This is a genomic window from Pseudoblastomonas aquimaris (assembly GCF_035481675.1).
GTDB lineage: Bacteria > Pseudomonadota > Alphaproteobacteria > Sphingomonadales > Sphingomonadaceae > Alteriqipengyuania_B.
The window spans coordinates 1,211,775-1,224,508 of record NZ_JAYJJW010000001.1 but is presented as its reverse complement, the minus strand read 5'-3'; the positions used below and the strand labels follow the sequence as shown (position 1 = coordinate 1,224,508).

The 12,734-nt window shown below is 59.6% G+C and carries 13 protein-coding genes and 1 tRNA gene; 5 read left to right on the top strand and 9 right to left on the bottom strand.

All coding sequences use genetic code 11. The features are described 5' to 3' along the window. The first annotated feature begins 31 nt into the window (after window positions 1-31). From VCJ71_RS06030 to VCJ71_RS06020, 3 genes are read left to right on the top strand one after another with little or no spacing between them, the layout of a single operon-like run. Window positions 32-739: a polysaccharide biosynthesis/export family protein gene (locus VCJ71_RS06030; protein WP_324639792.1), complete on the top strand. Its 708-nt coding sequence runs from the start codon at window positions 32-34 to the stop codon at window positions 737-739. Window positions 740-773: 34 nt separating this feature from the next. Beyond that, the gene (locus VCJ71_RS06025; RefSeq protein ID WP_324639791.1) at window positions 774-2,966 is read left to right on the top strand and encodes a GumC family protein; all 2,193 of its coding nucleotides are present in this window, start codon (window positions 774-776) and stop codon (window positions 2,964-2,966) included. A 10-nt stretch (window positions 2,967-2,976) separates the two neighbouring features. Further along, window positions 2,977-4,203 carry a hypothetical protein gene (locus VCJ71_RS06020; protein WP_324639790.1) on the top strand — a complete coding sequence of 409 codons (1,227 nt, stop codon included), beginning with the start codon at window positions 2,977-2,979 and terminating at the stop codon, window positions 4,201-4,203. Between the two features lie 20 nt (window positions 4,204-4,223). Here the strand turns inward: VCJ71_RS06020 and VCJ71_RS06015 are convergent, their stop codons facing one another. The 3 genes from VCJ71_RS06015 to VCJ71_RS06005 form a co-directional block, all read right to left on the bottom strand. Next, window positions 4,224-5,333, bottom strand: a complete 1,110-nt coding sequence (locus VCJ71_RS06015) for a glycosyltransferase (RefSeq protein ID WP_324639789.1) — start codon at window positions 5,331-5,333, stop codon at window positions 4,224-4,226. After that, the gene (locus tag VCJ71_RS06010) at window positions 5,330-5,788 is read right to left on the bottom strand and encodes an acyltransferase (RefSeq protein WP_324639788.1); all 459 of its coding nucleotides are present in this window, start codon (window positions 5,786-5,788) and stop codon (window positions 5,330-5,332) included. The genes VCJ71_RS06015 and VCJ71_RS06010 overlap by 4 nt, the downstream gene beginning before the upstream one ends. Before the next feature lie 100 nt (window positions 5,789-5,888). Next, window positions 5,889-6,974 carry an EpsG family protein gene (locus tag VCJ71_RS06005; RefSeq protein ID WP_324639787.1) on the bottom strand — a complete coding sequence of 362 codons (1,086 nt, stop codon included), beginning with the start codon at window positions 6,972-6,974 and terminating at the stop codon, window positions 5,889-5,891. 123 nt (window positions 6,975-7,097) lie between these two features. On the opposite strand from VCJ71_RS06005, the gene VCJ71_RS06000 reads away from it, so the two are divergent. Both VCJ71_RS06000 and VCJ71_RS05995 read left to right on the top strand, forming a co-directional pair. Continuing rightward, on the top strand, window positions 7,098-8,411 hold the full coding sequence (locus VCJ71_RS06000; RefSeq protein ID WP_324639786.1) for a lipopolysaccharide biosynthesis protein: 1,314 nt from the start codon (window positions 7,098-7,100) through the stop codon (window positions 8,409-8,411). Between the two features lie 245 nt (window positions 8,412-8,656). Further along, window positions 8,657-9,529, top strand: coding sequence for a glycosyltransferase (locus tag VCJ71_RS05995; RefSeq protein WP_324639785.1), 873 nt, complete (start codon window positions 8,657-8,659; stop codon window positions 9,527-9,529). Window positions 9,530-9,534: 5 nt separating this feature from the next. On the opposite strand, the gene VCJ71_RS05990 is transcribed toward VCJ71_RS05995, so the two are convergent. The 6 genes from VCJ71_RS05990 to infA all read right to left on the bottom strand — a co-directional run bounded on the left by VCJ71_RS05990 (window position 9,535) and on the right by infA (window position 12,609). Continuing rightward, complete coding sequence (locus VCJ71_RS05990) at window positions 9,535-10,206, bottom strand: hypothetical protein (RefSeq protein WP_324639784.1); 672 nt, start codon at window positions 10,204-10,206, stop codon at window positions 9,535-9,537. Window positions 10,207-10,365: 159 nt separating this feature from the next. Beyond that, a tRNA-Phe gene (locus VCJ71_RS05985) sits at window positions 10,366-10,441 on the bottom strand. 138 nt (window positions 10,442-10,579) lie between these two features. Continuing rightward, window positions 10,580-10,723: a DNA gyrase inhibitor YacG gene (locus VCJ71_RS05980; protein WP_324639783.1), complete on the bottom strand. Its 144-nt coding sequence runs from the start codon at window positions 10,721-10,723 to the stop codon at window positions 10,580-10,582. A 35-nt stretch (window positions 10,724-10,758) separates the two neighbouring features. Next, window positions 10,759-11,748 (bottom strand): Rne/Rng family ribonuclease, encoded by a 990-nt coding sequence (locus VCJ71_RS05975; protein WP_324639782.1) that lies wholly within the window; start codon window positions 11,746-11,748, stop codon window positions 10,759-10,761. Then, on the bottom strand, window positions 11,741-12,319 hold the full coding sequence (locus VCJ71_RS05970; protein WP_324639781.1) for a Maf family protein: 579 nt from the start codon (window positions 12,317-12,319) through the stop codon (window positions 11,741-11,743). Before VCJ71_RS05970 ends, VCJ71_RS05975 begins: the two co-directional genes overlap by 8 nt. Before the next feature lie 29 nt (window positions 12,320-12,348). Continuing rightward, on the bottom strand, window positions 12,349-12,609 hold the full coding sequence (gene infA, locus VCJ71_RS05965) for a translation initiation factor IF-1 (protein ID WP_290135767.1): 261 nt from the start codon (window positions 12,607-12,609) through the stop codon (window positions 12,349-12,351). Window positions 12,610-12,734 lie beyond the last annotated feature (125 nt).

Here is a 12,734-nt window from a genome sequence, read left to right as displayed (position 1 = left end):
AGTGTGCGGTGCTTAGCCCGACAAGGATGACATGAGAAAAGCTTTAGTCTCTATTTCGTGTGCGCTGCTGGCGGCCTGTTCGAGCACTCCTGCCATACTGAGCAACGGCGATCTGCCTTTGACGCAGAATGCGCCTCTCCCGCCGCCAACCAGTTCGGACCAGGTTTCCGCCACGCGGCCATATCTGCTCGCGCCATTCGACAAGCTATCGGTGCAGGTGTTCGACATCCCGGAGCTTTCGCGTGAGCAACTGCAGATCGATGCAAGCGGCAGGGTTTCGGTTCCCCTTGTCGGCAGCATTGATGCTGCAGGCTTGACTGCGGACCTGCTGGCCGCCGAAATCGAAAGCAGATTGCGCGGTAATTATGTGCGCAATCCGCAGGTGACCGTGAATTTGACGGAAACCGTCAGTCAAGTTGTGACGGTCGACGGACAGGTGGCGAAACCGGGTCTTTATCCTGTCATCGGCAAGATGACCCTGCAAAGGGCGGTGGCAACCGCAGGCGGGGTCGGCGAATACGCCAATCTGGAAGATGTGGTTATTTTCCGGACCGTTGACGGACAGCGGATGGCTGGTCTCTACAATCTTGGCGCGATCCGCGCCGGCGCCTATGCCGATCCGGAAATCTTTTCCAACGATGTCGTCATAGTTGGGGATTCGCCGCAGCGTCGACTCTTCAGGGACCTGTCGCAATCTTCTTCGCTAATTACCACGCCGCTGCTTATCCTTTTCAGATAAGCATTTCGCGCGTTTGGGTTACTCCGGAGTATCCATGAATCAGCTTCCTGAAAATCAGGCTTTCGTCGCCGAGGGCGTGCCTAACAGACAAGGCGGAAGCTGGCTGAGGTTTGACCTCGTCGAACACTACTGGCGCGAGGCCAAGAGGCGTAAATGGCTTATTGCGGCCATTATGACCGCATTCTTTGTGCTGGCGCTGATCCTGACCCTCCTGATGACCCCGCAATACACGGCATCGACCCGCATCGAGATAAGCCGCGATCAGGAAAACGTGACCAACGTGCAGGGCCTGGAGTCGGAGGATGCGGGGAACAGTCTGGAATTCTACCAAACCCAGTATTCGTTGCTTGAAGCTCGTTCGTTGGCGACGCGCGTTGCTCGCACTCTAAACTTGGCGAGCGATGCGACTTTCATTGAGGCATATGATCTCGGCGACAGTTTTGGCGACACGGTGGATTCCTCGATCGACGATCGCATCGAAACGGTGACGGACATATTGCAGCGCGACATGGAGGTCGATCCGATCCGCGGTTCCAGTCTTGTTGACGTCACTTACACAAGTCCGGATGCGGCCTTGTCCGCCAAGATCGCCGACACTTTCGCAGCGCAATTCACCGAAGCGACTCTCGATCGCCGGTTCGGTTCGACGAAGGATGCTAGGGATTTTCTGGAAGATCAGTTGGCGACATTGCGCGAGCGACTGGAGAAGTCCGAGCGTGACCTCGTCAATTACGCCGCCGACAAGCGAATAATCGAGCTTTCGACAAGCGAAGGTTCCGATGGCGCGACACGTACCGAGCAGACCTTGGCAGGCGCCGATCTCGAAGCGCTCAACAGCCAGCTCGCTGACGCGACTGGAGCGAGGATTGCAGCGGAAAGTGAATTGCGCGCCGGGGCTGGGGCTAATGCCAATTTATTGGGCAATTCCGCAATCAACGGACTTCGCCAACAGCGCGCCGCTCTGGCGTCGGAATACGCCCGGATGCTGCAGAAATTCGAACCGGGCTATCCGGCCGCTCAAGCTATCAAGGCGCAGCTCGACGCGCTCGATCGTTCGATTTCGGCCGAGGAGGCGCGTGTAAATTCCGGCACCCAGCGCGAATTTCGGCAGGCCGCCGCACGTGAGCGCGAGTTGCGGCAGAGGGTCGAAGCTTTGAAGGGCGACCTTATCTCCCAGCGTCGCGATTCAATCCAGTACACCATTTATCAGCGCGAGGTGGACACCAACCGCGAACTCTATGATGCACTTCTGCAGCGATACAAGGAGATCGGCGTCGCCGGTGTCGGTAGCAACAACATTGCCATTGTGGACAGGGCGGAAATCCCGGGCGGACCTTCCAGCCCCAATCTCATACTAAACCTTCTGCTTTCGCTCGTGGCGGGGGGTCTTGTAAGCGCGCTTGTGGTTGTCGGCCTGAACCTCGCGGACCAGAGTGTACGCGACCCGCAGGACGTGGACCGTCTGTTCGGTCTGCCCCTCCTCGGCAGTATCCCGACAACAACCGGCGCCGTTCTGGCAGAAGAAATACAGGACCGGAAAACCGAGTTTTCCGAGGCATATCTGTCCGTCAAGACAAGCCTTTCCTTCCTCACGGACCATGGTGTCCCGCGCGCTTTCATGCTCACGAGCACCGGGCCGAACGAGGGCAAGAGCATTTCTTCCCTCGCTCTCGCCCAGATACTCGGGCGTTCGGGCAAGCGCACCATTCTGGTGGACGCCGATATGCGCAACCCTTCGGTTGCCGGGCTTTTCGACGAGAAGAATGGTGCCGGGCTATCCAATTACCTTTCGGGTCAGAGCAATATCGCCGAACTGGTCCTCGACTCCGAGTTGCCTAATCTCGCCATCATGCACGCGGGCCCGCAGCCCCCAAATGCGGCGGAACTCCTTTCCGGCCAGCGCATGACTGAGCTGGTGCGTGAATTGCTGGGCACGTATGATCACGTTGTGATCGACAGCCCCCCGGTCCTTGGCCTGGCCGACGCGCCGCTGCTGTCGACATCGGTCGAGGGTGTGATTCTCGCGATCGAAGCCAATCGATACAAGTTGCGCACCATTGAGAATTCTATTCGCCGGCTTCGCCACACCAAGACACCGCTCTTGGGGGCTATCGTAACGAAGGTCGACCAGCGCAATTCCGCTTATGGATACGGCACCGATTATGGTTACGGCTATTCGTACGGTTCGGAGGCTGACGAGCCGTCGCCTGCCGGTCGGATGTCTTGAGAACAATATCGTGCTGGCAACACTGACGAAAGCGCTTGTGACGATTGCCGCGTTGGGCGCGGGCATTTTTTCCATTCCCGCAACCTTTGATTTGCTGAACGAACGCCGTCAGACCATTCCTCTCGATGCGCCGTCCGATAGCGGATTGGCGGTTGGCATGCGTGCTGCCGCAATTCTGACGCCCGCTCTCGGCGAGGCGATCGGACAGCCGACCGACGAGACTGTATCCGAAGAAATGCGGAAGGCGATCGCAATTGAAACGCGGCGTGGCATCCTTCTTGAGCCCCTCAATCCAGACGGTCTGCGTGCCTTGGCGGTGGTAGCGAAGCTCGAGAATCGGGACGAGGAAAGCTTCCGCCTTCTGAAACTTTCGGAGCGGGTTTCCCGTAGGGACGCCAAAACAGGCCTGCTTCTCTCACTGGCATACGCAGAGCAGGAAGATGTCGAGGCCATGCTTTCGACGATCGACAATGCGATGCGGGGAAGCGTGCAGATCCGTGAAACGATGCTGCCGCAGCTCATGGGGTTGCTTGGTTACGAGCAAGCCGTGACGCTTGTGGCGGATCTATTGGCAGATGCTCCGCCGTGGGAGGAAGATTTCTGGGAGGCTTCAGCAGGAGCGCCGACGCCCTCCCTGACCAATCTTGCACGGATACGCATCGCGCGAAGCCAAGACGGATACGTTGGCAAGCCGATTTTGGACCGAAGGCTTCTGGCAGCGATCACCGATGCAGGCGAGTTCAACACGGCCCTCGCACTTTACACAGAACTCTTTTCCGTCGATCTCGATCGGCGGGAAATGGTTAATAATGCGGGTTTCGACCACGCGCCTCGCGATCCGCCGTTCGATTGGGAGCTCAAGTTCGGGAATTCTCTGTCGACCGACATACTTCCCGCTGATGGCACCTTGCGCATCCAGACATTCGGGGGAGGAAGCGGGGTCGCAGCGCGGCAGCTAGTTGGCCTGCCTGATTCGGCTGCAACGCTGAACATTCGGGCCAAGGATTGGGACAACCGTGATGGGCAGACGCTATACGCGCGAATATCCTGCGCTGAAGGTGGCGACAGTTCGGTGACGCTCGAGCTGCGAAGCGCGACGGCGAGTATTCCACTTGTTCGCCCGAAAGCGGATTGCCGTTTCAACTGGCTGGAACTGGTGGTTCGCCCGCAAGACGACCGACGCGACAATTCGGTGGTGCTCGATACCGTCTCGATTCTGGCCGGTCCCCCGCGCTAGAGCGAACTTCGTCGTGCAGCTCAGAGAGTGAGGCCCTCGTCGAGCTGTTTGAGAATGCCTCGCACGAAATCTTCCGACGAGTGATGCTGGTCGATAAATTTCCGATAGCGTGCTGATGTGTCGGGCTTGTGTTCGATAGCGCGATCAATCGTAGCGGACAGGTTTTCCGCCGCCGGATCTTCCAGGATTTCGATCCCGTCGAGGTTCCGGATGGCTTTTGTGCAGGGCGTTGCGATGACATGGCGCGTTCCGCTGGCCATCATTTCCAGCACGACATTCGGAAAGCCTTCGATTTCCGACGTCATCAGGCCCAGATCCGCATGCTGGAAGTAAGCGTAGGGGTTGGCGACCTGACCCGCAAAGGTCACCTTGTCGGTCAGACCCAGCGAGGCGACCTGTCTTTCCAGCGCGCTTCGCATTTCACCGTCTCCGAGGATGGTGAAGTGCCAGTCGCGATGGCGGATGATCGCGAGTGCTTCGATGATTGTCCCTACCCTTTTCAGCGGGATGAGCCGACCAGCAAATACAATCTCGAATCGACCCGTAGGTAAAATGGCTTTGCCTGTTTGGGTTTCGAGCGCGCGCTCGATCCGACTATGGTTGACCGGGTTGGGCATGACCACGATCGGCACACCGGGGGGGAGTGTCACATTTTCCAGCAAGGATGCGCGCATTTCTTCCGTCTGACAAATCAGCAGATCCTGACGGCCGTAGCAGCGATAAAGCAACTTGTAGGTCGCGAGCCTGAGGCCCCGGAAACGATCGAAGATGCGCGTCGATTCCCTGCTGACGAGAAAATGGGCCTTGATCAGGCCGGCCCTGATTGCCAGCGAAGCTAGCGCATTCATGTGAACGTGGCTGGTATAGACGAGATCGAATGGCCCGTGGCGGGAAGCAGCGGGGATGGTGCGACGCAAATCAAGAAAGCCAGTTTTTTCGTCCGCTGCATCAGACGCAATAAGCGAAAAACGCTGGCGATTAGACAGCTTCGTCCAGAACGTACCTTCACCGCGGCTCACAATCAGCGTGACGACCTCGTGCCCCGCGTCCAGAAAAGTGGAAGCGAGATTGAAGGCAATGGACTCCGCGCCGCCGACGAGAGAGTTTGGCATTATGACGAGGATCTTCATTCCGATCCCATCTGCTCGGCGGATCGCATCATCGAGATTACCTTGTCACGATAATTTGCGGCATTTTCGACCTCGCCGTCCGACACGCAGGTAGCGGCGATCTTTTCAGATAAAGCCTGGAAAGTCGAAACTTGTTTCGCTGGATTGCCCGCGTAAACCATTCCGGATTCTACATCGCGCGTTACGACCGAGCCCGCGCCGATCACGCATTGGTCGCCGATCGTCACGCCCGGGAGGATTATCGTGCCAGTTCCGATGAATACCTCGTTGCCGACCGAGATGGCCCCGTATTTTTGATAACGGTAATCATCTGCGTCGTGAAAAAGCCACGTGGTGCCATCGTGGGTTATGAAGCGCACCCCGTCGGTCACGGTGACCTTGTCACCAATCGAAACGAGAAACGGCTCGGTGCCCCACTGCGTAATATAGATCCGGCAACCCTTGCCGATAGTCACCCCGAGTTTGCGCGCGTGTGCCACTCGTCCGATAAGCCTCGGGCGAAACCGGTGCCAGACCGAGCGAAGGATATGAGCAAAAGATCGCAAAACAGGCCCTTCAAAGCCAGAAGCTGAAATAAACCAGACTGAAGGCTGCATAGACGCCGAAGAATGCCATGCGGTTTGCGGTTGGAGTTAAAGTCCCCCCGATGGACATGGCCATCAATGGCATAAAAAACGCTGCATAGCGGTGAGAATATAGGCCGAACATGCTCGACACGGTGAACATTGCGAGCATGAAAAATGCGGCCATTCCAGGCCAGGTCGAGCGATGTCGCGTTAATACAGCCCCGACGATCCCGATCATCGTCCAGGCGAGTGTGAGTAATGGCCCCGCACTGAGATCCGTATCGGCGTAAGACGCGCGGCGGTCACCGATTGCGCCCAGGATAAGGGTCTGGAATGAAGCTAGCAGCGTGCCGATTGCTACGGCCACCAGCAGCCAGAACCAGGCCGGTGGTGTGTTCCGCGGATTGTCCGCCGAAGAGCGAAGTCGCATCGCATTCAGGAACAGGGGGATCATAAACAACATCATCGAGGTATGGATGGCCGATGAAAGCAGGATAGCCGCGATGCCGACAGGCAAGCTTTTACGCGCGAAGTTGAGGACAATTGCCACCGCCAATGCCGAGCGGACCTGTGATATGAAAAAGTCGATCAGTGCAGGGTTGAGGAGCAAGAGGAGGACCGCCGGGCGGTTCGTGACGCGAAGAATGGCATGCGCGCAAAGCCCGACGGCTATCATGCTGATCAGCGCAAAAACTGCCTCGAAGTCCAAGCCCGCATCGAACGCGCCACGCACTATCAATTGCCATCCGTATTCCGTTGTCGCGTAATCCAGAAATTCTTGTGGAACAGTCATTCCGTAATACGGATCGAGCGAAAACCGCTCCACGTATCGATAAAGGTCCTCCCACTCGATAAGCGGGCGGAAAGAATAAATTCCCCGAACATACAGAAAGGCGAAGAGCGCCGCGATCGCTATTGCTGCTATCCGGGCCATCCGCGCTTCATCGGCGAGCCGAGCAGTCGGGACATATCGCGGCTGCTCAGAAGTCGAGGGCATGGCGTACATGAGGAAAGCTGACTGTCCGGGCTGATGCAAAGCGATGCGGGCATCCTTACGGCCCGGCTCGGCAGTCATCAACCTTCTACGCGTTCCGGATGTCGGATTCGATGGGAATGGTTTGCGAATTTCCGCGCATTCCCTAAGGCCGTGTGTGCCCCGACGACATGATCCGTTTCAACACTTTTCAGACCTGATCCGATGGTTTTACCCGCAACAATTCTTCGCATCCGCAACCTTCTGGTTTCGCAGCGGCGACGCTTGTCGAACGCGGGCACGTTAGGCGGCGCGAGCGTTATTGCAGCCTTCGCATCGCTGATCGCGCTTGCCTTGAATACGCGCGGGCTGGGGGCAGCCGATTTCGGTGTTCTCGTCGCAATCCAGGCGTACGTCGCGCTGTGCGCCACGATCTGCACGATGGAAACGTGGCAAAGCGTCTGCCGGCTCGCTGCCGAGGACGGAGCGGACATGCGCGCAATCTGCCGGAAAACCCTGGCGCTCGACCTCTTGGCTGCTGTGGCCGCCTTTCTTCTCGCCGTCGTCGGCTTGCAGTTGTTCGGGGCCGCGACTGGCCTCGATGAACGGTATAAAGTGCTGGCTATGGTCTACTCCCTCAGTTTGCTCCTTGGTGTGACCGGAACGCCCCGTGGGTTTTTCCGCTTTCGTGACGGTTTCGATGTCTTGGCGGCAAATTTGATATTCAATGCCGTCCTGTTGCTCGCCACCTCGTTCCTTTTGTGGGCATACGAATCGCCGCTGGAGCATTATGTCTATGCTTTCACGGTTGTCGCGGTGCTTGCGAAATTGCAATTGATGGCCCGTTTCTATCTGCGTTTTCGCAAGGTTGCCCCGGCTGCTGATCCGCCTCCTCTTACCTTCGGCCGGGTAGCGAGAATGAGTTTGGCTGTTAGCCTCTTAAGTACTATTACGAACAGTCGGAAGAATCTGGCGATCATGGCTGCGGGTGGTTTTCTGGGAGCGGCGGGCGCTGGCTTGGTAGGCGCGGCCTTTCGCTGCACAACCATTCTGAGTCGCGTCACCGAGACCCTCAAACAACTGCTGTTTAGCGATACGGTCAAGGCATTCGCGCGTCCGGAAACCTCCACCGGCGCCGTGCGGAAACTTCGGGGGGCATCGCTGGCCTTGCTGGGATTTCTTCTGGTCGGCGCTGCGACCTTCGCGCTGTTCGCCGATCTAATCGTGGAACTCGTTCTCGGTCCGGACTTCGCGGATGCTGCGCCTGTTCTGGGCGCGTTGCTATTGGCCGAAGGGCTTTATCTTGCGACAGTCATGTTCATCCCGGTGTTTCAGGTCCGCGGGCGTACCAACCTGCTCTCTGCCATACACGCGGGGGTGCTGGCCTCATTCTTTGCGGCTTTGGTGATTGTTGAAGCCGAGATGACGCCTCTGCTCTTTGCCCTGTGCTACACAGTACCGCTCATCTTCGCCTATGCTGCCCAATACTGGTTGGTTCTTGGTCCCAAGGGTATCATTCGCAACGGCGCCGGGACGTGAGCAGAGTTTTGTTCTGCATGCCTAGGTATCACACAAACATGATACCTTGGGTTCGCCTTCTTCGAGACCAAGGGCGAGAGGCCTTCCTTCATGTACAGCGCAAGGGCGGGTCGGAAGATTACAGCCTGCTAGAACCGGAACTTGTTGAGCCATCTCGCTGGTCGACAAGCTTTGGCAGACGGCTCAAGCATCGGGCTGACCCGGATTTCTATTCGGCTCCTCCGCTTCGAGAATATGCGGCGACAATGGCACGGATCGATCCGGATGTGGTCGTCGTACGCGGCCTGTCTCGCTGGTTCTGTCGCACTGCCGCACTTATCGCAAAAATTCAGGGTCGACGCGTCGTGGTCTATGACCAAGAAGACCCGCTACCTCCGCCGCGCAGCAGCACCCGGCTGCGTCGTACGGTGTCAAGGGCGGCCGGTTTCACTTGCGTAACTGCGCGGATCCCTGACCCGCATTCGCTGCAACGAGGACCGGGATTTGCCAGGACCTTACCGTTTGGAGCACCGACAAATTCCGCTGCGATGGTTAGGGCAGCCAAGCAGCGCATCATCACCGCCGAGGGTCCGCCGCGTATCCTGATGGTGGCTAAGTACCGGTCGCGAAAGGGACACAAGCGACTTATCGAGGCGCTGGCACCCTTTGCATCTACGTACGATTTCTCACTTACATTCTGTGGCGAAGAGGTGACCGAGGCTGATCGCGAGTTACGGCGCGAAATTGAAACCGCAGTGAACGACGCGGACCTGAGTGCCAGGGTCGCATTTCGCAGCGGACTCAGGCAGTTGGAAATGGCTCAACTCTATTCGCAACACGACATTTTCGTTTTGCCCTCGACCAGTGAGCCGGCTGCTGTTTCGCCCTTGGAAGCGGCATGGCATGGTTGCTTGCCGCTAGTTGATCGGCGTTCGGGGACGAGACATTATCTGCCGCCCTCGGAAGATTTCGAATTCGATGCGGCCAAACCGGCGGACATTGCAGCGGCAATCGCTCCATTCTTGGGGGATTCTGCTGCCATGCAGACGGCGCGACTGTATGCAACAACCCACATTGCGAGAATAGCTGGAGATGCTGAGGTCAAATTGGCTCTCGAACAACTGGTATCGTCCCGCTGATCAAATTAGCGGAGAATGTCCATAATCTTACGCAGTCCGTCTGCCCAATAGCGCGGGTGCGATGTCAGGTAGACGAAGGGTATGTCGGCCCTTTCCATTGTCGCTTGCGCGGCAGCGTAGGCTTCCTCACCGAAACATTTGCGAATGTCGCCGATTGAACCCGCCAACAAAGCAGGCCTTACCTTCGCATGCGCGAGATAGTCGATGATCGGCCCTTCGACGCCTTCCGCATTCATCCGGATCACGATTTGGCGGTCCGCGAATGTTTCCACAAGGTACTCGTAAAGATGCGGAAAATTGAAATTGAAGGTGGTCTTCTTTTCGCCGGTGAGATTGGGTTTCGTGGGGATGATCGAGTTGCCGAGGCTGTCTTCGGCCATTAACAAGTCGACAGGGCCATCGGCATCACAGCTCGTCACGCCGTTCAAAAGGAGACAGGGCTCCTTCCCTGCGAAGTCGATGAGTTCGCGATGCATAACGGGCTCGATAAGAATGTATCGGCAGTCAAAAATGGACCGGAACTGCCGCGACAGGCGATCAGTTTCGGCGATCTCTGCTAAGCGTTTCGCACGGACCATTCGAAGTCGGTTTCGGATCGTCCATGACGGATCGCCAGCGAAAAGGCGTACCTCCTCTGCCTTGTGAGTGCCAACATCGATGATGAGCAGTTTCTGCACGGAAAATTCCTAGTGGTTCGTGGGGAATGAGGCGCAGCAAGCGGCCATGCCATCACGATAAGTAGGGCAGGCTCTACCGCTCGTCGCGCATTTTGCAACTCGCCGCATTCGAACGCTCTGGCAAAAGGTAGGGATTAACCTGGCTCAAGTTCTTGGAAATGGTGCCCAAGGGCGGGATCGAACCACCGACACTACGATTTTCAGTCGTATGCTCTACCAACTGAGCTACTTGGGCATATCGTCCGGCAGCGGCCCGGGTGGGCGGCTGGGCGAGTGAGCGCCGCCTATGGCGAAGGCGCGGGGCGATGGCAAGGGCTATTTGGGGGGTAATCGGAGTAAATCCCGCTGCGCCCCGATCGCGGCGCCGGGCGACCTAATCCTCGCGCGCCAAGTCGTCCGGATTGGCCGGTTCGCCGGGCATCGAATAGCCTTCGCCGAACCACTTGGCGAGGTCGAGGTCGCGGCAGCGCGCCGAGCAGAAGGGGCTGAATTCCTCGCTGCGGAGCTTCTTGCACATCGGGCAGGGCTTGGGTCGTGGCGGAGCGGCAGGCGTCATGGCTGCACCGCCTGCGCAAATCCGGCTTCGAGCGCAAGGTCGCCGCGCGTCTCTATCCGCACCCTACGTCCGCTGCGGCGGGCAAGTTCTTCCAGCCAGTCGTCCCGCAGGGCCGCGCCGACGCCCGGATGACAGGTCAGGAGCAATTCGCCCGGCTCCGCTACCGCCTCGCCATGGCGCAGCAGCGCACGGGCAGCAGCGGCCGTGCGCCGGCCGGCGATGCGGTGGAGGAGCGAGGCGCGCTCGAGCCGGGCGACCAGCTGGACGAAGCCGAAGCCGTTCATTGCGGTGCGTTCGTGCGGCCAGCCATCGAGGGCGCCTTCCAGCCGCTCGTCCACGGCCTTGCGGTCGGCCTTGGCCTGGAGCGTGGGAAAATCGACCCCGATGGAGCCGGCAAGGTCGAAGCGCGCGATGGCGCTGCCGAGCGCCTCTGCTGCCGCCAGCGCCAGGCTGCGCGGGTCGACCGTGCCGTCGACATCGACCAGCGTCATCGCGGGCGTCGGGAAAAAGGCGAGTTCGCCGCCCGAAAATTCGGTCCGGCCGTGCCATGCGTCGAGCCAAAGCGCGTTCCAGTCGCCTTCGGTGAAGCGATGCACGATGCGCACGGCATGGCCGGCGGCGCGCAGGGCTTCGGCCAGCGTCGGGGCAGGGCGGGGATCGGCGGATCTCGGGCGGGCCTGCGCCATCTTGCTGCGGCCGTGCTCGCGAAAGGCAGGGCGATGGATTTCGAGCCGGATGGCGGCGCCTTCCCGCGCGTCCTTGGGCAGGCGGTCGACCAGCGCTTCCTCACCGCTTGCAAAGCGGGCGGTGCCGCGGCTGTTGCCCTTTGCGCGCGAGACGAGGACCGCGTCCTCCACCTGGCCGGCGGCGAGTTTTCCCGGCCAGTCGATCTGCGCCGCCACGATCTCTCCGCCCCGGCACAGGATCGCGCGATGCTCGCCGATCCCTTCCTCCACCTGCCATTCGTTCCGGGGCCGGTCAGCCAAGCCGGTAGCCCGCGGCTTCGAGGAGGATGCGCGATTCGTAAAGCGGCAGGCCGACCACGCCGGAATAGCTGCCCTGGATCCAGTCGATCAGCCCCGCCGCGCGGCCTTGGATGGCATAGCCGCCTGCCTTGCCGCGCCATTCACCGCTGGCGATGTAGCCATCGATTTCGGCATCGGAGAGGCGCTTGAACCGCACCGCCGTTTCGCTGAGCTTGTGGCGCAAGGTGCCGTCTGGCGCTCGCAGGGCAATGGCGGACAGGACCCGGTGCCGGCGGCCCGACAGCAGCGCAAGGCAACGCCGCGCCTCGGCCTCGTCCTCCGTCTTGGGCAGGATGCGCCGTCCGGCCGCGACCACCGTGTCGCCCGCCAGCACGAGTGCGCCGTCATCTGCTGCCGCCAGCGCCTTTTCACGCGCCATCCGCAGCGCATAGTCGCGCGGCAGTTCGGCATGCTGCGGGGTCTCGTCGATATCGGCGGGGCGCACGGCGTCGGGCACGACCCCGATCTGTGCGAGCAGGTCGAGCCGGCGCGGACTGGCCGAAGCGAGGATCAGCTGCGGAGTATCGGCCACGGTGTTTCGGCAGTACCCGGGCCGGGTGGTCAGGCCGGCGGGGCCGACTGCGGGCCGGGGCCGCCGCGCCCGGGCATGAAGCGATAGGTGATGCGCCCCTTGGTCAGGTCGTAGGGCGTAAGTTCCACCAGCACATCGTCGCCCGTCAGCACGCGGATGCGGTTCTTGCGCATCTTGCCGGCGGTGTGGCCGATGATCATGTGGCCGTTTTCCAGCTCCACCCGAAACATGGCGTTGGGGAGAAGTTCGGTCACTTTCCCGCGCATTTCGAGGAGTTCTTCTTTGGCCATGATCCGGTTCGGTCGCTTTCTTCAGAATTAAGTGCAGGTTGCGGGGAAATTCCCGCCGCGCGGGGGCCTTTAGCGGGCGCAGAGCAAAAAGGGAAGCGGCGAGGGGATCGGACGGTTCCGGAGGG

Coding starts and splice junctions, on each gene's coding strand:
- VCJ71_RS06005 (WP_324639787.1), bottom strand. CDS start 6,974: ATGACTGCCGAGCCGGGCCGTAAGGATGCCCGCATCGCTTTGCATCAG.
- VCJ71_RS05980 (WP_324639783.1), bottom strand. CDS start 10,723: ATGTGCAAGAAGCTCCGCAGCGAGGAATTCAGCCCCTTCTGCTCGGCG.
- VCJ71_RS06015 (WP_324639789.1), bottom strand. CDS start 5,333: ATGAAGATCCTCGTCATAATGCCAAACTCTCTCGTCGGCGGCGCGGAG.
- VCJ71_RS06000 (WP_324639786.1), top strand. CDS start 7,098: ATGGTTTTACCCGCAACAATTCTTCGCATCCGCAACCTTCTGGTTTCG.
- VCJ71_RS05995 (WP_324639785.1), top strand. CDS start 8,657: ATGGCACGGATCGATCCGGATGTGGTCGTCGTACGCGGCCTGTCTCGC.
- infA (WP_290135767.1), bottom strand. CDS start 12,609: ATGGCCAAAGAAGAACTCCTCGAAATGCGCGGGAAAGTGACCGAACTT.
- VCJ71_RS06030 (WP_324639792.1), top strand. CDS start 32: ATGAGAAAAGCTTTAGTCTCTATTTCGTGTGCGCTGCTGGCGGCCTGT.
- VCJ71_RS06025 (WP_324639791.1), top strand. CDS start 774: ATGAATCAGCTTCCTGAAAATCAGGCTTTCGTCGCCGAGGGCGTGCCT.